Source organism: Gluconobacter sp. OJA, assembly GCF_039638325.1.
Taxonomy (GTDB): Bacteria; Pseudomonadota; Alphaproteobacteria; order Acetobacterales; family Acetobacteraceae; genus Gluconobacter; species Gluconobacter cerinus.
On sequence record NZ_JBDIWI010000001.1, the window covers coordinates 261,357 to 279,314 of the forward strand.

The 17,958-nt window shown below is 56.0% G+C and carries 15 protein-coding genes; 8 read left to right on the forward strand and 7 right to left on the reverse strand.

Going from position 1 to position 17,958, the window contains the following annotated elements; genetic code table 11:
* Positions 1 to 57: 57 nt before the first annotated feature.
* On the reverse strand, positions 58 to 1,749 hold the full coding sequence (locus ABDK75_RS01195) for an OprO/OprP family phosphate-selective porin (protein WP_046900973.1): 1,692 nt from the start codon (positions 1,747 to 1,749) through the stop codon (positions 58 to 60).
* A 323-nt stretch (positions 1,750 to 2,072) separates the two neighbouring features.
* Here ABDK75_RS01195 and pstS point away from each other — a divergent pair, with 323 nt between their 5' ends.
* Complete coding sequence (gene pstS / locus ABDK75_RS01200) at positions 2,073 to 3,089, forward strand: phosphate ABC transporter substrate-binding protein PstS (RefSeq protein ID WP_046900519.1); 1,017 nt, start codon at positions 2,073 to 2,075, stop codon at positions 3,087 to 3,089.
* A gap of 147 nt (positions 3,090 to 3,236) precedes the next feature.
* Entirely contained in the window at positions 3,237 to 4,481 is a 1,245-nt protein-coding gene (locus tag ABDK75_RS01205) for a multidrug effflux MFS transporter (RefSeq protein WP_064275263.1), read from the forward strand.
* A gap of 43 nt (positions 4,482 to 4,524) precedes the next feature.
* Here the strand turns inward: ABDK75_RS01205 and ABDK75_RS01210 are convergent, their stop codons facing one another.
* Entirely contained in the window at positions 4,525 to 4,665 is a 141-nt protein-coding gene (locus tag ABDK75_RS01210) for a hypothetical protein (RefSeq protein WP_157091237.1), read from the reverse strand.
* Positions 4,666 to 4,943: 278 nt separating this feature from the next.
* The gene (locus tag ABDK75_RS01215) at positions 4,944 to 5,447 is read right to left on the reverse strand and encodes a DUF2721 domain-containing protein (protein ID WP_064275264.1); all 504 of its coding nucleotides are present in this window, start codon (positions 5,445 to 5,447) and stop codon (positions 4,944 to 4,946) included.
* Between the two features lie 107 nt (positions 5,448 to 5,554).
* On the opposite strand from ABDK75_RS01215, the gene ABDK75_RS01220 reads away from it, so the two are divergent.
* The 3 genes from ABDK75_RS01220 to ABDK75_RS01230 all read left to right on the forward strand — a co-directional run bounded on the left by ABDK75_RS01220 (position 5,555) and on the right by ABDK75_RS01230 (position 8,363).
* On the forward strand, positions 5,555 to 6,400 hold the full coding sequence (locus tag ABDK75_RS01220; RefSeq protein ID WP_346004746.1) for a creatininase family protein: 846 nt from the start codon (positions 5,555 to 5,557) through the stop codon (positions 6,398 to 6,400).
* Positions 6,397 to 7,683: a YncE family protein gene (locus ABDK75_RS01225; protein ID WP_346004747.1), complete on the forward strand. Its 1,287-nt coding sequence runs from the start codon at positions 6,397 to 6,399 to the stop codon at positions 7,681 to 7,683. Before ABDK75_RS01220 ends, ABDK75_RS01225 begins: the two co-directional genes overlap by 4 nt.
* A 338-nt stretch (positions 7,684 to 8,021) precedes the next feature.
* Positions 8,022 to 8,363: a hypothetical protein gene (locus tag ABDK75_RS01230; protein WP_064275267.1), complete on the forward strand. Its 342-nt coding sequence runs from the start codon at positions 8,022 to 8,024 to the stop codon at positions 8,361 to 8,363.
* Between the two features lie 17 nt (positions 8,364 to 8,380).
* On the opposite strand, the gene ABDK75_RS01235 is transcribed toward ABDK75_RS01230, so the two are convergent.
* Both ABDK75_RS01235 and ABDK75_RS01240 read right to left on the reverse strand, forming a co-directional pair.
* Positions 8,381 to 10,753, reverse strand: coding sequence for a mechanosensitive ion channel domain-containing protein (locus ABDK75_RS01235; protein ID WP_346004748.1), 2,373 nt, complete (start codon positions 10,751 to 10,753; stop codon positions 8,381 to 8,383).
* A 194-nt stretch (positions 10,754 to 10,947) separates the two neighbouring features.
* The gene (locus tag ABDK75_RS01240) at positions 10,948 to 11,364 is read right to left on the reverse strand and encodes a helix-turn-helix domain-containing protein (RefSeq protein ID WP_346004749.1); all 417 of its coding nucleotides are present in this window, start codon (positions 11,362 to 11,364) and stop codon (positions 10,948 to 10,950) included.
* Positions 11,365 to 11,471: 107 nt separating this feature from the next.
* On the opposite strand from ABDK75_RS01240, the gene ABDK75_RS01245 reads away from it, so the two are divergent.
* Positions 11,472 to 12,536, forward strand: a complete 1,065-nt coding sequence (locus ABDK75_RS01245; RefSeq protein ID WP_346004750.1) for an SDR family oxidoreductase — start codon at positions 11,472 to 11,474, stop codon at positions 12,534 to 12,536.
* Between the two features lie 123 nt (positions 12,537 to 12,659).
* The gene (locus ABDK75_RS01250; RefSeq protein WP_346005814.1) at positions 12,660 to 14,783 is read left to right on the forward strand and encodes a protein-disulfide reductase DsbD domain-containing protein; all 2,124 of its coding nucleotides are present in this window, start codon (positions 12,660 to 12,662) and stop codon (positions 14,781 to 14,783) included.
* Positions 14,784 to 14,853: 70 nt separating this feature from the next.
* On the opposite strand, the gene ABDK75_RS01255 is transcribed toward ABDK75_RS01250, so the two are convergent.
* Entirely contained in the window at positions 14,854 to 15,339 is a 486-nt protein-coding gene (locus ABDK75_RS01255; protein ID WP_064275269.1) for a cupin domain-containing protein, read from the reverse strand.
* A gap of 83 nt (positions 15,340 to 15,422) precedes the next feature.
* The gene (locus ABDK75_RS01260) at positions 15,423 to 16,331 is read right to left on the reverse strand and encodes a LysR family transcriptional regulator (RefSeq protein ID WP_346004751.1); all 909 of its coding nucleotides are present in this window, start codon (positions 16,329 to 16,331) and stop codon (positions 15,423 to 15,425) included.
* 171 nt (positions 16,332 to 16,502) lie between these two features.
* Between ABDK75_RS01260 and ABDK75_RS01265 the strand changes: the two genes are divergently transcribed.
* On the forward strand, positions 16,503 to 17,954 hold the full coding sequence (locus ABDK75_RS01265; RefSeq protein WP_317215306.1) for an NAD(P)/FAD-dependent oxidoreductase: 1,452 nt from the start codon (positions 16,503 to 16,505) through the stop codon (positions 17,952 to 17,954).
* Positions 17,955 to 17,958 lie beyond the last annotated feature (4 nt).

A 17,958-nucleotide genomic window follows, 5' to 3' on the forward strand; every position in this document is an offset into this window, starting at 1 on the left:
TGAAAAAGGCGGGTCGGATCCATGATCCGCCCCGCCTGTCTGAGAAAAGGTAGAGTGTTAGAAACCAGCCTGAATTCGGGCTGCAATAGAGTTTCCAGTGCGACCGTACAAATTGGTCGCCTGCATGCTGCGGGACACGATGAAGTGGCTGTAATCCAGCATGAAGCGGAAATGACGGTTGGGGTACCAGTTTAGGCCACCCGTCCAGACAGTCTGCTGACCACCACGGATGACATTGCTTGGGTTGGGATCGTTCAGGTTGCTGTTGAGGTCGATCACGCTGTAGTGGCCAACAACTTCAAGAGCGCCCCACTGGTTGAGAGCAGGGTTGAACTCTTCAGAAGACTTGACGCCAGGGGCACCAAACGCGCCTTCCTTATAGTTGTACATGCGTGGGTCGCCGAGGATCGTGTAAGCTGCGGAGCCGTACCAGCCCTGGAAGCCAGCAGACTTCAGGCCAGCGCCAGAGCGCTGAACGCCAACATGATAGTACTCACCCTTGACGATCAGGCGCTTCCAGCGAACGCCCAGTTCAGGACCGGCAGCCCACACCTGTGCGGCATTGCTGATCGTGCCCGTTCCAGCAAGGTTGGCTTCACCGATATCAAACTCGGGACGCTGACCAAAAGACGTGGAGCGCGAGCAGGAGGTGGTGCTCGTTCCAGTGTTGCAGGCTACGCGAAATGCGGAAATGCCTGATACGCCCACGTGGACATCCCAGTCCTTCGTGGCAACCGGACGGCCTGCAACACGAAGCGTTCCGCCTGTCTGGCTGTCAACGGTGTTGCTGCTGCCGCCACCATAATAGGTGCTGCCATTGTCAGAGCCATTGCGGTGGCCCCATTCCTGGCCCGTGAAGTACCCTGCAACCCACCAACGCTTTTCATAATGCAGCCCGCCAACACTGAAGCGGGCATCGCCAGCAGCGATGTTGCGGACCATGTCGGTAATGCTCGGACGTTCAAGCGTGAAGAAGTCGTTGGAGCTCTCGGAGTCCTCTTCCGTCACGCGAGGCTGAAAGTAACCGGCGGTAAGGATTGTATTGCGGAAGCCCGTGTAGTTCAGGTTGCCTTCATAGAGTCCGACATAGCCGTCGTTATGGTTCGCACCAAAGTCAGGCGTAACGGCTGCGACCCAGTTCTTGTAGCGGAACATGAACGGAATACGCAGACGGCGCATGTTGGAGGTAAAGCTATTGAAAGCGCCACGGCTTTCACCACGGCGTGGGCCCGAATTAAAGAACCCGCCAAAGTCTTCATGAAAGGCGAGGCCGATGGAGAGTGCGTAAGCTCCATCAGAAGACTGGATGGTGGGGCGGCCCTTCGGGAAGCCGATTTTCACACCGCCGACAGTAACTTCTTCGTCCTGGGACGTTGCGCGCTGGAAGTCAGCCCAGGAGGTGATGTCTGCACGGTCTGACGCCGGGCGGCCACTGTCCGGACCACCTGTGCCCTGCCGCACAGTGATAAGCGGCGCCGTGGATTGCTGGTGTGAGCCGATGTAGCTGCTGCGCTGACCGTAAGGATTGTTTTCAGCCTCTTCACGCTGGCGGGCAAGGACGGCTTTGGCCCGCTTGATCTCGTCGTTATGCTCTTTCTTCAGGGCATTCAACTGCGCCTGCATCGCGTGGATCTGACGTTCCATGATTTCCATCTGGTCAGCCGCGTGTGCCTGTCCAGCGAATATTCCAAGAGACATCAGGGTCGAAGTCGCCAGAAGAGCAGTTGTTCTTCGGAGAGAAAAAGTCATTGCCGTGGTGCGTCCTTGCATGAATGGCAGGTGATCCACAGCGGAGGTATCTGATTCCGTTTTTCGAAGAGTGGGAAGGTTTCATGACGGGAAAAAGACTCATTTATGACAAAGCCTGTCATCTCTTTGAAAATATGTGTCTTTTAGGAAAAGACGAATTTCTCCCGTTATTTGGCTCATTCGGGGAATGAAAAATGGGTGTGATATTTGTGCATCAGGCCCTCTGAGTCTGTCATGAAACTATCATGAGGCTCCCCCTGTTTCCCTTGAAGGGCTGGGGCTAGTACATAACTCCGTTTACCAATGCCCGGTTAGGGATCATCATGATTAAGAACAAGCTCGCGCTTTTCGGTTTTGTCGCAATGACGGCCCTTGGTTCTGTCTCGCTGTCTTCCGCCCGTGCTGCGGAAATCACGGGTGCAGGTTCCAGCTTTGCCGCTCCCATCTATGGAGCATGGGGTGCTGGCGCCAAGACGCAGATCGGCGTCAACGTGAACTATCAGAGTGTCGGCTCCAGCGCCGGTCAGGATCAGGTTATCGCTCGTACCGTCGACTTCGGCGCTTCGGACAAGCCGATGGCTGGCGATCGTCTGGCTGCTGAACACCTGTATCAGTTTCCGACCGTGATGAGCGGCATTGTCGTTGTCGCCAACGTTCCTGGAATCGAGCCAGGCAGCCTGCGTCTGGACGGCCCGACGCTTGCGGCCCTGTATGATGGCGAAATCACGGAATGGGATGACGACCGCATCAAGGCCCTGAACCCGGGTCTGAAGCTGCCGGAAACGGATGTTGCGCCGGTTCATCGCGCGGATGGTTCTGGCACGAGCTTTGTCTTTACGTCTTATCTGTCCCAGGTTTCCCCTGAGTGGAAGCAGAAGCTGGGTGCTGGCACGTCAATCGCATGGCCGGGTGGCTCTGGTGCTCGCGGCAACGACGGCGTGGCAGCAATGGTCAAGCAGACGGAAGGTGGCATCGGCTACGTCGAATATTCCTATGCTGCACAGAACCATCTGAATATTGCCCAGATGAAGAACCATACGGGTGCGTTTGTCTCCCCGACGCTCAAGAGCTTCGTGGAAGCCGCAAACGCTGCTGACTGGGTTCATGCTGATCATTATGCTGTGAACCTGCTCGACACGGCTGGCGCAGGCGCTTGGCCTATCGTGACTGCAACATTCGTTCTGGTGCCGACAAACCCGAAGGATGCAAAGGCAGCCAAGGCTGTTCGTGACTTCTTCGCCTGGGGTTTCCAGAACGGTGACGCGGACAATGCCCGCCTTGATTATGTTGGCCTTCCGAAGAGTGTGAAGGACAGCGTGCTGGCTGGCTGGGGGAAATAATCTTCCAGTCTTCCCTGTTTTCCTGATCGTTTCTGCTTTTTCGGGGATGGTCAGGGCGCATAAAAAGGCGTTGAGTACCGAAACGGGCTTCTCTTTAATGAGGGGCCCGTTTTCCTGTTTATCGCCCTGCCATGACGTGGTGTACTTTTGTCCACTTCCTCCACCCCTGATGCTCCTGTAACGACCCTTTCGCCGGTCGTTCGGATTTTGATCGGTCTTATTTTCATCCTTGGACCGGTTTCGACAGATATGTATCTGCCAGCATTTCCCATGCTGGAACATGATCTGGGGCAGGGGGCGGGTTCAGCCCAGTTGACGCTAACAGCCTGGCTCGCCGGGTTGGCGATCGGGCAGTTTACACTCGGCCCACTTTGTGACCGCTATGGACGTAAATTACCGCTTCTGCTGGGGCTGGTGGTCTATGTGATTGCGTCTGCCCTGCTGGCCGTGGTCACAAACTTCCACCTGTTCTGCATTCTGCGTTTCATCGCGGCCATGGGAGGGGCGACAACGTCGGTAGCGCCACGAGCCATGGTGCGGGACGTTGCTACCGGGCCTGCTGGTGTGAAGCTGATGTCCCAGTTGATGCTGATTTTTGGTCTTGGGCCGCTTCTGGCACCTTCCATCGGCAGTTTCCTGCTGGATCTGGGGGAGTGGAGACTGATCTTCTGGGTTGGCGCAGGGTTCGGAGTGTTGCTGTTCATTGGAACGTGGTTCCTGCTGCCAGATACGTTTCCACCAGAGAAGCGGTTTGCGCTCCCTTTTACAGGAGTGGTCACCCGGTATTGGGGGCTGATTACAGAGCCGCTGTTCTGCTCTGCTGCCATGGTTGCGAGCTTTGGCACCTTTACGATGTTTGCCTATCTTTCCAATGCCCCGGCTCTTTTTGAAGGCATTCTGCATTTTTCGCCGCGTCTGTTCGCCATCTTCTTCGGGCTGAACGCGGTAGGCTTCGTCATTGGATCACAGATCAATGCACGGATGGCGCAGCGCTTTCTGTTTACCAGAGTCATGGAATACGGAATGCTGGCTGTTCTGACTTTCACACTGCTTGGTGTGCTGGTTTGTTCGCTGGGGCTGGTTGGGCCACAAAACCCCTGGATACTCTGTATCCTGATCTTTTGCACGACGTCGTCGCTCGGATTTGTCGGGCCAAACGCTGGTGTTCTGGCCCTGACGCATCACGGGCATCAGGCAGGAGCAGCATCTGCCCTGATTGGTACACTGAACTGGACCATCGCAGGAGGCGCAGGCGTTTTAATGGCGCTGCTACCGTCACACTGGATCGGGTCCACATCAGTGGGCATGATGATCGGAATCATGGGCTGCTGGATCAGCGACTTGTGGCGTCGTCGTCTGGATCCGAATTCCTATTTATCCGTTCGTCACTGAAGCCCTGCTCGCGAAGAGCCAAGGCGTGACCAAAGGCTGAATGTCAGCCTTTGGAAGAAACGCGGTCAGCTGCAACAGTAGCGATCATCAGGGCGCCGATAACAGGCACGAATGCGACCATTGAGAACTGGGCGAGAAGATTGGTTGGCAGGCCGATCAGGTGGATCAGGGTCATGGACGTCATGGAATTTTTCTCCGTTTTACTTGCCGTTGATGGCGTGGGACGGGAGAAACTCCAGAAACCACTTTCAAGGCAACAAATGAAGACGCGGGATCAGACCTGCGTTTAACGCATAAATCCCTGCCAGAACTTTGCTGCAATTCATGAAATGCCCTCCCCTGACCCGAAGCAGCGATTATTTCACGTTTCAGTTCAGGGGTGTTCTATTGTCGCTTCCCTAGCAATTTAGGGTATCAAAATTTTGGAACTAGCCCATTCGCGCAATAAAATTGCGCGAGGCCTCAATTTTTCTTGGGGGACGAAAGAGAAAGCCCGTCGCGTCGTAGCCCGTGCCAACTGAGAAGCGTGTCCGCCAGAAAGAAGAAAAGAGCGCCAACAGTGCAGGCCAGAGCTATGCCGAAAAAGGCTAGCAGCCATGTGGATGTGCTTGCATCGCGCAGCGAGCCGACGAAAAGAGCCATTGCCGCGCCGCAGGTCGAGGCCCCGCCGATGGCGTTGAGCATGATGGCGGCGTCCAGAACAAAGATTCGCCGATGGAGTCTGAGTTCGTGGGCTGCCAGCCGTTCCGGTGTATAAAAAGGGTCTGGCGTATCGGTGTCGGACGGTGGGGCGGCCAGTTTTTTTCGTACGTCTTCGAGGTGGTCTGCCACGCGGGCAAGACGTGTGTTGAAAACGTTGATCAGTGTTCCAATGCCAGAAAGCATGAAAACTGGCGTCAGTGCGACTTGAATCAGATGGGCGGCGCTGTCGACCGCATCGGGGTCATAAGAAACAGGAAAAGGCATACCGCTCTCTATACTGTATCTTCCGAGAGCGAAAAGATGGCGTGCTCTGGAAAACATACCCCCGGATGGAGTAGGGAAAGACGACCATTTTCAGAGATGCTTGTCTTATGCCGATTTATCCCCGTCTATTGCGCTCCGCCTGTGCGATGCTTGGCCTGGGGATTGGTATGGCTCCGCTGGCATTCGGGCAGGCCGTGATGCATTGCTCGGGAACGGCGGCACAAGTTGAATTCGCCTGCCACACCTGGACGGAAATCGACCGCTCCGTTCATGGCGGTACGGATACTGTTATCATTCCTGTCGGTGGTACGGAGCAAAGCGGGCCTTACATGGCTGTCGGCAAGCATAATGTGCGGGCGCAGGTTCTGGCTGACGAAATTGCCAGACAGGCCGGGCAGACGTTTGTAGCCCCCGTCATTGCTTATGTGCCGGAAGGTTCAACCTCCCCGCGAACCTCTCACATGCGTTTTCCGGGAACGATTTCCGTGCCGCCTGCCGTGTTTGAGGGAATGCTGAAAGGTGCTGCTGAAAGCTTTCGTGTGCAGGGTTTCCGGAAAATCGTTTTTCTCGGAGATCATGGGGGCTATCAGGCGTCCATGGCGCATGTGGCCCAGGAGTTGAATACGCGATGGAAGGGTCAGGCTGCAGTTCTGGACCTACGCGATTATTATGAAGTTATTCCCCATCAGTATGCTGATGCCCTGAAAGCGCAGGGCCATGCAGCAGAAGTGGGTATGCATGCGGAGCTGAGCGATACGTCCCTGATGCTGGCCGTGGATCCGTCCCTGGTCCGTCAGGAAGCACTTCGCACTGCTCCAAAACCCAGTGTCACCGATGGCGTTTATGGCGGGGATCCGCGCCAGGCTACGCCCGGACTGGGACGTATCGGCACAGAGATGCAGATACGCACCGCTGTAACGGCACTTCAGTCCTTCAACAGGAGCCATCCATGAATTTCAAGACCCCCCTTCTGGCGGCGCTGACGCTGCTGGGAGCCTCTGCGGCGCAGGCCCAGACCACGGCTCCTGCGGACGCAAGTGCACCGATCCCTGTACCTCCGGCCCCGGCGGCTCCAGCAGCTCCGCCAGCTATGGTGCCTGTCTCAGCGCCAGCACCCGCTGTTTCATCTGTTCCCGTGGCCGCTCCGGCTGCTTCAGATGCGGTGCAAACCATTCCGGGCATGCCAGCCGTGATTGATCCGCACAATATTTATAGCGAGACCACGCCGTCCCATATTTCCCCGGCGATCGCTCATGATCCGGCGCGGGTTTATGTCCCGAACCTGCGTGGAAACAGCGTCTCCGTTATTGATCCGGTGTCTTTTCAGGTTGTGGATACCTACCCCGTTGGTCGCTCCCCCCAGCACGTCGTGCCATCCTGGGATCTGCGGACGCTTTGGGTGACCAACAACAGTGAGGGACGTCCGGATGGCTCCCTGACGCCGATCGACCCTGTGACCGCAAAGCCCGGCGCAAATATCGCAGTAGACGATCCTTACAACATGTACTTCACCCCGGATGGCAAGTACGCGATCACGGTAGCTGAAGCCCACAAGCGTCTTGATTTCCGCGACCCGCACACGATGGAGCTAAAGGGCTCAGTCGAGACGCCGGAGTGCAAAGGCGTCAATCACGCTGACTTCTCCATTGACGGCAAGTACGCGATCTTCACCTGCGAGTTTGGCGGTTATGTTGCCAAGGTCGATACCGTGAACCTGAAGATGATCGGTATGCTGAAGCTGTCCAAGGGCGGAATGCCGCAGGATATTCTGACGGCTCCAGACGGGCATAAGTTCTATGTTGCCGACATGATGGCTGACGGTGTGTTCGTTGTGGACGGTGACTCCTTTACCGAAACTGGCTTCATCCCAACGGGTATCGGCACGCATGGTCTGTATCCGAGCCGTGATGGCAAGGTCATGTATGTGGCGAACCGCGGTTCGCATCGCATTCACGGCAAGCGCGGTGGTCCGGGTGGAGTGTCCATCATCGATTTCGCGACGGACAAGGTCATCAAGACCTGGATGATTCCGGATGGTGGCAGCCCGGATATGGGCAATGTCAGTGCTGACGGCAAACTGCTCTGGCTGTCTGGTCGCTTTGACGATGTGGTTTATGCCATCGACACGGACACGGGGGCTGTCCGCAAAATTCCTGTTGGAGCAGAGCCTCATGGCCTGACCGTCTGGCCGCAGCCAGGCCGTTACAGTGTGGGTCACACTGGCATTCTGCGCTGATCTGAGATGAGCCGATGATGGAGACGTCAGTTGATGTCTCTACTGTTGAAAGCCCGGCAGAGATGCCGGGCTTTTTTTTATTACAGAGATCAGAGCGCCTCTGCGCGCGCTGGCGTTTGGCCGTTGTCGTTTCTGGTTTCACTTCGCGTGATGCCGGGCGCTATAGGCGAAGTCTGTGAGTGTGGACCAATTAGGGTCTCTTCGAGAGGGCCTTTTGGAAAGATGCTCCCTATTTCGCATGGACATGACGCCCGTGATGTGCGCACGAATACTTGCAAGAATTTTCCTCCCATATCCGGTAATGTCCGGAAACACATGAGAGAAAAGGTGACTCGAAGATGTTGATTGCTTCGATGTTGTGCTTCACTTTAACGGTTATTGCAGGCGTATGGCTCGGCCTTTGCGTTCTCCGGAGTAAGCGTCCGTTGAAGGCTCTGTTGCCAGTCCATGTCGGGTTTGCCCTACTCGGCGCAGTTTTCATGATTGTCGCACTGGCGAATGGTGACAGCCGACTTATGCTGAATGTCGCTTTAGCCGTGGCTGTTGCTGCCTTTGGCCTTCTCATGGGGTGGGCAAGGCGGCGGGGCTATGTGATTGCCCCGCTCTACATGTGCCATATTCTGCTGGCAGTGATGTTTTACCTGTCTCTGGTCAGCTTCACGCTCTTCCCAAACTTTTAAAACGCCTTCTGTAGGAATCAGGCTTTCTCAGGTGAGGGCTGAACGGTCCGCGGTCCTGTGTCGTTGGCGACCGTGAACTGCATGGTGTTGCCTGGTGGTGTGGTGGTGTAAGCTGTCGGCGTATAGAATTTGACGCCTTCTTCCGCGAAGCGGTTGGTCACGATACGGTTGAATTCGCGTTTGACCTTCCACTTCATCATCGGTGTGGTTCGGATGCTGCCAATCAGGGTGGCGCCTCCGCTGTCGCTCTGATCCACGCCCAGATCTGTGTAGTCGGACAGGATCATTGGCCCGAAAACCGGGTCAGCACGCATTTCCTTGACGGCTTTTTCCATGATGGCAGAGACGCGTGGCAGGTCTTCCGACAGATCAAGCTGCTGCTTGATGACGATCTGGTTGTAGCCGCGTGCCGTGTTGGCAATGGAGGACACGGACGAGAACGGAATGATGTGCAGATCGCCCGTAATGTCGCGCACCTTTACAGTCCGGATTGAGAGGTTTTCCACGGTTCCCGAGACGCCGCCTGTCGTAACCCAGTCACCGACCTGGATTGCGTCTTCAACGAGCATGAAGAAGCCCGTGATGAAATCCTTCACCAGACTTTGGGAACCGAAAGCGATGGCTGCGCCAAGGATACCTGCACCGGTCAGAAGTGGCGTTACGTTAATGCCGATCTGCGAGAGTGTCGTCACGGCAACGATGATGATGATGATGGCCAGAAGAACGGTGCGGATGATCGGCATCACCGTACGCAGGCGGGTTGCTCGGGAACGCTGGCCTGAGGTCTCGAAAGACGAGAGCTGCCGGTTCAGCATGATGTTGACCATTTCCCAGATTGCAGCAGCCACAGTCGCTGCAATCAGCATCGTCAGTGCGGTATCCATCAGACGACGGCCCAGGGCGTTCTTGATGAAGAAACCGAAGGTTGGCAGGCCCCATGCTTCTGTGATGGCAACCAGCGTGAGGAACAGAATGGCCCCCGTCAGCACCATGCGTGCAACAGGGTAGTATCGGTCAGCGCGTTTCTGAAGTTCCGGAAACCGTTCCACAAGCTGTGGATTGACGCGGAAAAACCGGTCCTGAAGCCCGTAGGCCAGAACCGCACCCAGACGGGACGCTACGAGCACACCGATCGTGACGCCTGTCGTTTTGAGAATCCAGGCGTAGCCGCCCTGCAGATGGGCTGCCCAGACAATCCAGAGGGAAATATCCAGGAACATGGCAGGCACCCACCACAGGCGCGTGATGGCGGCAATAACCGTCCACATTCCTGTTTTCTTGCCAACCGTGCTGGGCTGAAGCGCATTGCTGACAATGTGACGGATGCGCCAGATGAAGGCGGCGATCAGCACGTGTTCAACAAGAACGACGGCTCTGATCATGGCATCCGTCCCACGGGGGGCCAGATTGAACTGTGCGCCAAGTTCAGAGAGGCAGATGACAATGGCGGGAGCCGCAACCAGTACGTTCCACCACCGTGTCACCATGAAGGCTGTTGGCGTGCTGGCTGGCAAGAGCCGGATGGTCGGTGATCGTGGAGTGAGACCCGTCTCGACCAGAAGGTAGAGCGTGCGTGCTCCGGCATAAGAGTATGCGAGCGTCAGGATAACGTTCACAGTTCGCTCAGTCAGGGGCAGAACAAGCACCGCCAGACCTGCCAGAAGCAGGAATGCCAGAACAGGCAGGGCTTTGAGCAAAAAGTGTCCCAGAGCGTAAGGAATACGGGACAGGAAACGGAGCGTCTCGACCTGACGTCTCTGGTCTTCTGCACGGGTCTGGCTGGAGTTGCTGCTGGCGTCGGTGTCTGCTGGGAGAGGTGCCGGATCTGTTTCAGGGAGCGCCTGAATGTTCCGGACTTCCCGCGCCTGTGCCTTGAGCGTCAGGTTCTGGAGCGGTTTGCGCAGCATTAGCGCGATGGTCCGTTCAAGCCCCAGACCACATGCAATAACCAGCGCGGCAATTCCAAATGCATGCAGGATTGGCGCGCGTGTTTCTGCCGACAGCATCTGTGACCTGAACCAGTGGCCGACCAGCCCTAGATCACTGAAGAGGTTCAGGAAGTTGTGAACATATCCCAAAGACTGCGTACGAACGCTTTTCAGACCGTTATCAATCTCTGGCGACACGTCCGGCATGGTCGCGGCCTTGGAGGCAGGGCTTGCCGCAAGCGTGTCTGTCTGTTTGACACCACGCGCCATGAGGGAGAGCGTGTGTGTGAAGTTGTCACGCTGTTTGGGGTCATTCAGAACATTCAGAAGCTGCTGGGCTTCCTGAGCCGACAGGGGAGCCGACGTGGGGCTGACTGTCGCCGCTGCGGCTTTTGCAGGTGTTGTTTCTGCCCAGCTGAAGGGTGTTGCCAGCAAGGCCGTCAGGAAAACCAGAAAGGCCATGAAGGAATGGCGTTTCTTTTGACGGGGTGTTCGTGACTGGGCTGGCCGTGAAGGGGAACACATCGGTCTGAAATGTCCTTGATATGCCTTGAAGCTGGAGCATGTCCGCGCAAGGTGGGGTCTGTTCTGGCCGGGAGGGCCCTTTTCAAGCAGGAGTGCCACAGGATGAGGCACTCTGTCCAAAAAGTGATGCGTTATTCTGCGGCTTCCAGTGAAGGGATTGAGGCCGCTGTCCTGCTTTCATTGGCCTCCAGCGCTTCCAGTGCATCTGCATGGTCGATCCCCCACAAATAGAGCTGTTCAATGGGCTCGACGAAGACCTTCCCGAGAGATGTCAGGCTGTATTCCACATTGGGTGGCATGATCTGGTGGATCTCACGACAGACGAGTCCTTTTTCTTCGAGCTCTCTTAGTGTCTGGGTCATCATTTTTTTCGAGAGACCAGGAATGCTTCGCTGAAGGCGACCGGGGCGTGAACTTCCTCCCAGAAGGTGGAGCGTATGGAGGATCATGGTCGTCCATTTCCCGCTGAAAAGTCTCAGAACCCGGCGTGGCGCGCAGTCTTCGTCAAAGGGAGCCCGGCGATAGCGGGCCGGAAGGGAAGTTGTCATTTCTTGGGAACCTTTTGGTATCCAGGGCACAATATGGTGCCGTCTGGAACTGTTGGCGCCAAGGGCTCAAATGGATGGCGAACCACTTTTCGGGAAAGGAGACCCTGATGTCCCGTATTGCTCTTGTTGTCGGATCAACTGGAATTGTTGGCCAGACGCTCGCGACGCGTCTCGTTGCCGAGGGCTGGACTGTCTACGGACTGGCACGCCGGCCCCGGCACGACATGGCCGGTGTTCTGCCGATTGCGGCAGACCTGTTGGATCTGAACAACCTTAAGTTGGCCCTGAAGGATCTGACGCCCACACACGTATTTTTCTGTTCCTGGCTTCGTCAGCCCACGGAAGAAGAAAACTGTCGCGTTAATTCCGCGATGGTCCGCAATGTGTTTGAGGCACTTCCCGCCCCAGAGAGGCTTGAGCACGCTGCGCTTACAACGGGTATGAAGCATTATCTTGGGCCATTTGAATCTTATGCTTCAGGTGAGCCACCCCAGACGCCATTCCGGGAGGACATGCCGCGTCTGCCCTTGGCTAATTTCTATTACGATCAGGAAGATGTGCTGTTTGCCGCTGCGGAAAAATACGGCTTTTCCTGGAGCGTACATCGTCCCCACACCATCATCGGATATGCAGTTGGGAATGCGATGAATATGGGAAGCACTTTGGCTGTTTACGCGACGATCTGCCGCGAAACAGGACGTCCCTTCGTTTTCCCTGGCTCGCCTGTACAGTGGGATAGCCTTACCGACCTGACTGACGCCCGTCAGTTGGCCAGGCAGCTTCTCTGGGCGTCAACATCTGAAAGCGGATGGAATGAAGCCTTCAACGTGGTGAACGGGGATGTGTTTCGCTGGAAATGGCTGTGGCCTCGCCTTGCTGCATGGTTCGGTTTGGAAGCAGCACCTTATCCCGGCCACGCGACAGATCTTGAGGAAACCCTGTCGCAAGATGGAGACTTGTGGGCGCAGATTACTGAGAAATATGGCCTGACCGAAAGTCGGATCGATCACCTGGCGTCTGCCTGGCACACGGACGCGGATCTGGGGCGTCCTGTCGAATGTGTGACGGACATGTCCAAGAGCCGTCTGGCAGGGTTTGACGGGTGGCAATATACTCCAGACTCGTTCTTTGATTTGTTTGAGCGCCTGAGAGCGGAGAAACTGATTCCCTGAGACAAAAACCATAAAACAGGATTTATTTAGTCCTGTTTGTGGAAAAGCACTGTTTTCTCAGACATAGAGTGTTATGCAGGCTGTCCTGTTTTGTCCTGAGGGAATGAGACTACCTTGCGTCGTGTGTTAAGTCTGTTGGCCCTGCTTGCAGCGGGGATATGTGGTCTTGGTGTCAATGGGGCGTCTATTGCAGCGGAAAGCCCTGCTGTCGTCTCAGCCAATGATACGGCAACTCTGGTTACTGACCGTGATTCCATCGGTCCGGACCAGTCATTGCGTGTTGGGTTGAGGCTGCAACTTAAACCGGGCTGGCACACATACTGGATTAACCCCGGAGATGCCGGGGACACTCCGACGCTGGATGTAACGGCGCAGGGCGCGGCAACTGGCAAGACTTCGGACATCCACTGGCCGATGCCAGTTCGCCTGAGCGAAGGCGGTCTCATGTCCTATGCCTATGTCGGAGATGTGCTGCTTCCAGCCAGTCTGACCTTAAAAGGGACTGGCGGGACCACACTTCATGCGCATGCAGAATGGCTTGTTTGTGCCGAAGTCTGCATTCCTGAAAGCGGTGATTTTTCGCTGGCACTCCCTGCGTCTTCCGGTCCCGCTCCTGAAGGCGCTCAGGCTGGCCTGTTTCAGGCCGCAGATGCGAAAATGCCGATTCCGTCTCCCTTCAAGGCGCATGTTTCTGCTGATGGTGTCCTGACGCTTGAAGGCAGAGGACTGTCCTCCACAGCAGTTTCGGAAGCCTGGTTTTTGCCGGAAGAAGGTGGCCTGATTGATCAGGTTGCTCCGCAGCCGCTGAACGTTGGCAAAGACGAGCTTTCTCTTCACCTGAAGTTTCTGAAAACTGCTCATCGGGATGCGCCGCTTAAGGGGCTGGTCGTGTTGAAGGATGAGGCTGGTCAGGAAAGCCCTATCCAGATTTCTGCTGAACAGACGGTGGGTCCAACCAAAGTAGAAGATGCCGCAGCAGCGCCCGCGCCTGCTTCCGCAGACGCCGTACCAACGGGTGCTGGTTGGCTCCGTGTGATGCTGTTCGCTTTTGTCGGCGGTCTGATCCTGAATCTCATGCCCTGTGTTTTCCCGGTTCTGGCCATGAAAGCCTTATCACTGGCCAAGATGGGCGGTGTGGGGCGACGAGTGCAGTTGCAGAGTGCACTGTTTTACACGCTGGGCGTTACAGGAGCCTTCGCAGTTCTTGGTCTTCTGATGATCGGACTGCGCCTTGCCGGATCTTCAGCCGGATGGGGCTTCCAGTTCCAATCAGCGGGATTTGTGGTTGGTGTGTGCTGGCTGCTGTTTGGCATGGCGCTGAACTTGCTTGGCGTCTTTGAAATCAGCGCGGGGCGGTTAGGTCAGTTGCATCCACACGGTGCAGGTCATGCTGGCGACATGATGACGGGGCTATTGGCTGTCATCGTCGCGACGCCTTGCACGGCTCCGTTTATGGGAGTCGCCATTGCAGGAGCTTTGGGTGGCCCCGCTGTGATGGGGCTGCTGGTCTTTCTTTCCATGGGACTTGGGTTGGCAGCTCCTTATGTGCTGGTGGCCAGTGTTCCGGGTCTCGCATCGCGGATGCCAAAGCCGGGAGCATGGATGGGTGTGTTGAAGCAGGCCTTGGCCTTCCCACTTCTGGCAACCTGTGTGTGGCTACTGTGGGTGGCGACAATTGAGCGTGGTGTGAATTTCGTAGTCGTGGCAGGCGGCGGTCTTGTGTTGCTGGGCTTTGCGGCCTGGATCTACGGTATCGGGCAGCATCGCGCGATGCGGGAAGGTGGAAGGGGCACGGTTCTCTTCTGCCGTGTTGTAGCCGTTCTGTGCATGGTCGTATGTGGGGCAGGCTTGTCCCGTAGTCTTGCCGAACCGGTATCTGCAACAGCGACGTCTCCTGCCATATCAGCCGACAATCAAATTCAGTCGTTTTCAAATGAGAAGCTGGCAGACCTTCGTGCAAAGGGAGATCCGGTTTTTGTCGATATGACGGCGTCCTGGTGTATCACCTGCATGGTGAATGAACGGGTGGCGCTCGATGTGGACTCTGTCCGTAAGGCGTTCAGTGCGCGGCATGTCGCTTATCTCAAGGGCGATTGGACCAACAGGGACGCTGGAATTTCCGCTTACCTGAAAGCCCACGGGCGCGATGGCGTCCCTCTCTATGTTTATTATCCGGCGCATGGATCGGAAGTTGTGTTACCGCAGATACTGACGCCAGGTCTGGTTCTGGGAATTATTGGCCACTAAGTTCTCAGCTCATTTTGATACAAAAAGCCCTGCTTCACATGTGAAGCAGGGCTTTTTTTGTCTGACGGTCTTAACGATTTGTGTGCTGCGGATCATCCTGTGGGTTCACATAGGTCATGGTAAACGGACCTGTTCCCGAAACCTGCACAATGGCGCCTTGTGTCCCAGCTTTGAGTGCGTGCGGAACATTGGGAGGGAGATGAACAAACCCTCCGGCTGTCAGGATTTTTTCATCGTTCGCTGTGATGCTCTCGCCAATGTAATGATGCACACTTCCTGCGAGGACCGTGAGCATTTCATCCATGTTGTGCGTATGGGGGGGAATGGTTGACCCTGCGGGCATCATAACACGCATGGTAAAGGGGCCAGGCTTGTCTGAGGCTCCGTACAGGAAGGACATACGTGTTCCACTTGGGAACATGGGAGGCGCAGCTTTCCAGACAACATTCTCTCCGCCCTGAACAATTCGAATGTCGGCAGTCGTCTGTGCGAGGGCGCCGCTCCCTGACAGACAGCAGATGAGGGCGCTGGCAGAAAATATCCTGAGAAAAGACATTGGATTGTCCTTAGATGTTCTGGCTTATGCCTGCTCTTCCTAACGCGGTGTGGAGTTTGTCGTTCAGCATGCTGCTTCTGAAGTTATATCTCTGTCGGGTGTAGGAAGGTTTTTTCCACTTCTGCAATCACCAGTCTCGCGGCTCCGGAAAGTTGTCGCGCCTGATCTACACATAGAGCGAGTGTCAGTGGGGATACGTCCCGGTTTGAAATGGGGACAAAAGCCAGTTCGCCACTGAGAATTTCCTTCATAGCATCGAGCCGACTGAGAATTCCCAGTCCGACGCCCTCCAGAACCAGTGACTTTATCATCTGGATATTATCAGAGGATGCTGCAGGCTGGACGCTGACATTGCTGTCAATTTCCAGAATTTCAATCTGTCGCTGCAGCGCAAGAGGCTGCTGCGGCATAACCATCGGGTATTCAGCACAGATGCTGAAGCGGGCGTCCTTGTGTTGGGCAATCGGATGGTCGGGAAGACAGACGAAGCCTAAAGGATAATCGATATGGGTTCGGATCAGCAGGCCACGGGCCTGTGTCGGGTTCAGGAGAAGCGCAAAATCAACGTCTCCGCTGATAAGTGCTTGCTGAATGACAGCGTTATCCAGAACGTGAGTGCAGATTGTGATGCCTGGATGGCTTTTTCGGAGGTCTTTGAGAATGCGCGGCAGAAATCCTGTCGTCAGAGCATCTGGCAGAGCGATGTCCACCTGTCCCCGTCTTAATCCGCGCATATCTTCCAGTTGGGTGCGGACTTCCTGCATCTCCCGCGTCCATTGCTTGCCCTTGGTGTAAAGGAGTTCGCCAGCAGCGGTCAGTCGCAAGCCGCTGGGCAGCCGTTCGAAGAGGGGGGTGCCGAGCGCTTCCTCACCGTGCAGGATCTGACGATCGATGGCAGATGCCGCAATCCGCAGATGTTCAGAAGCCTTCCGGATCGACCCGTATTGGGCAACGGACAGGAAGTAGCGAAGGAAGCGGGAAAAAACCGGCATGGGATACGCTCTTTTTTCGAGAACGGCAGGGACGTTTTTCTGAGATATACGAGATTACCCCTCTATGAAACACTTCAGAGCGGCAGGTGAACCCTGTCATTTTGACATAGGAAGAAACTCTGGTCATTTCTTATGAAAGACCACGATCCTGTGCCCGTTCTTTAGGATAAGATGCTCATGACACGTTCTCCTTCCCCGACTGACGGCCTGGCCACCCTTTCGGCGCAGGTTCATGAGGATCTGGCGAAGATCAGGTATGCGACGGGGAACTGGAATATTCCGGTTCAGAAAGATGGGGAAGATGTTCTGGATGTTGCCATCATTGGCGGCGGACAGGGTGGTCTGACGGCCTGTTTCGGGCTGCGTCGTCAGGGTGTGACGAATGCACAGGTTTTTGAGCGCGCTGCGAAGGGTGGGGAAGGCCCTTGGGTGACATTCGCCCGAATGATCACGCTGCGGACGCCTAAGCATGTAACGGGGCCGGATCTGGGTGTGCCCAATCTGACGCCACAGTCCTGGTATGAAGCCCGGTATGGCAAGGAAGCCTGGCAGTCGCTCGACAAGATCTCGCGTCATGACTGGCAGTCTTATCTGGACTGGGTGCGTGATACCCTGGAGCTGCCGGTCGTCAACGATCAGGAACTGGTGCATGTGGAGTGGACGGACGGCCTGCTGCGCCTGACCTTCCGGAATGCTGCAGGTGTTGAGACGAAGCGCTGGGCGCGTCGGATGGTTCTGGCTACGGGGATTGACGGTGGCGGAGCATGGTTTGTCCCGCCGTTCATTTCGGAGAACCTTCCGAAATCGGTTTATGCCCATACGCACGAAACCATTGATTTCGACGCTCTGAAGGGCAAGCGGATCGGCGTTCTGGGTGCGGGTGCGTCCGCTTTTGATAATGCTGCGACGGCGTTGGAGTCCGGTGTCGGGCGTGTGGACTTGTGTCTGCGTCGTACGAAGATTCCGGCTATCAATCCGTATCGCTGGATGGAAAACGCGGGCTTTCTCGCACATTTTTCAGAACTGCCGGACCTGACCCGCTGGCGCTTTATGCGCTGCATTTACAATCTGAACCAGCCGCCGCCGCAGGATACGTTTTGGCGTTGCCGCAAGCATGAGAACTTTGCGTTCCATCCCGGTACGCCGTGGAATTCTGCGCGGATGGATGGCGATGAGATTGTGGTCGAAACGCCCAATGGCGAGATGCGCTTTGACTTCCTGATTATTGGCACGGGTTTCTCGATTGATTTGAAGCACCGTCCGGAAACACAGGATTTTGCGGACTCCGTCATGCTGTGGAGCGATCATTTCACGGCGCCGGAGGGAGAAGAGAGCACGCTTCTGTCCAGCCATCCGTATCTGGGCCAGCGTTTCCAGTTTCTGCCGAAAGATCCCTCCGATCCGAAGGCACCGATGCTGGCGGCAATCTACAACTTTACGTTTGCGTCCATGCCCAGCATGGGTCTTTCAGGGGCGTCCATCAGCGGCATGCGCTTTGGCGTTGAGAAATTGACGCGCGGTATTGCGCGTGACCTGTTTGTTGAAGATGGCGAGAAGCATCTGGAAAGTCTGCTGTCCTACGACACGGAAGAACTGATCAGCCTTGATCCGCCAACGGTTTGATGGG

Coding starts and splice junctions, on each gene's coding strand:
- ABDK75_RS01195 (WP_046900973.1), bottom strand. CDS start 1,749: ATGACTTTTTCTCTCCGAAGAACAACTGCTCTTCTGGCGACTTCGACC.
- pstS (WP_046900519.1), top strand. CDS start 2,073: ATGATTAAGAACAAGCTCGCGCTTTTCGGTTTTGTCGCAATGACGGCC.
- ABDK75_RS01210 (WP_157091237.1), bottom strand. CDS start 4,665: ATGACGTCCATGACCCTGATCCACCTGATCGGCCTGCCAACCAATCTT.
- ABDK75_RS01215 (WP_064275264.1), bottom strand. CDS start 5,447: ATGCCTTTTCCTGTTTCTTATGACCCCGATGCGGTCGACAGCGCCGCC.
- ABDK75_RS01220 (WP_346004746.1), top strand. CDS start 5,555: ATGCCGATTTATCCCCGTCTATTGCGCTCCGCCTGTGCGATGCTTGGC.
- ABDK75_RS01225 (WP_346004747.1), top strand. CDS start 6,397: ATGAATTTCAAGACCCCCCTTCTGGCGGCGCTGACGCTGCTGGGAGCC.
- ABDK75_RS01230 (WP_064275267.1), top strand. CDS start 8,022: ATGTTGATTGCTTCGATGTTGTGCTTCACTTTAACGGTTATTGCAGGC.
- ABDK75_RS01235 (WP_346004748.1), bottom strand. CDS start 10,753: ATGGCCTTTCTGGTTTTCCTGACGGCCTTGCTGGCAACACCCTTCAGC.
- ABDK75_RS01240 (WP_346004749.1), bottom strand. CDS start 11,364: ATGACAACTTCCCTTCCGGCCCGCTATCGCCGGGCTCCCTTTGACGAA.
- ABDK75_RS01245 (WP_346004750.1), top strand. CDS start 11,472: ATGTCCCGTATTGCTCTTGTTGTCGGATCAACTGGAATTGTTGGCCAG.
- ABDK75_RS01255 (WP_064275269.1), bottom strand. CDS start 15,339: ATGTCTTTTCTCAGGATATTTTCTGCCAGCGCCCTCATCTGCTGTCTG.
- ABDK75_RS01260 (WP_346004751.1), bottom strand. CDS start 16,331: ATGCCGGTTTTTTCCCGCTTCCTTCGCTACTTCCTGTCCGTTGCCCAA.
- ABDK75_RS01265 (WP_317215306.1), top strand. CDS start 16,503: ATGCTCATGACACGTTCTCCTTCCCCGACTGACGGCCTGGCCACCCTT.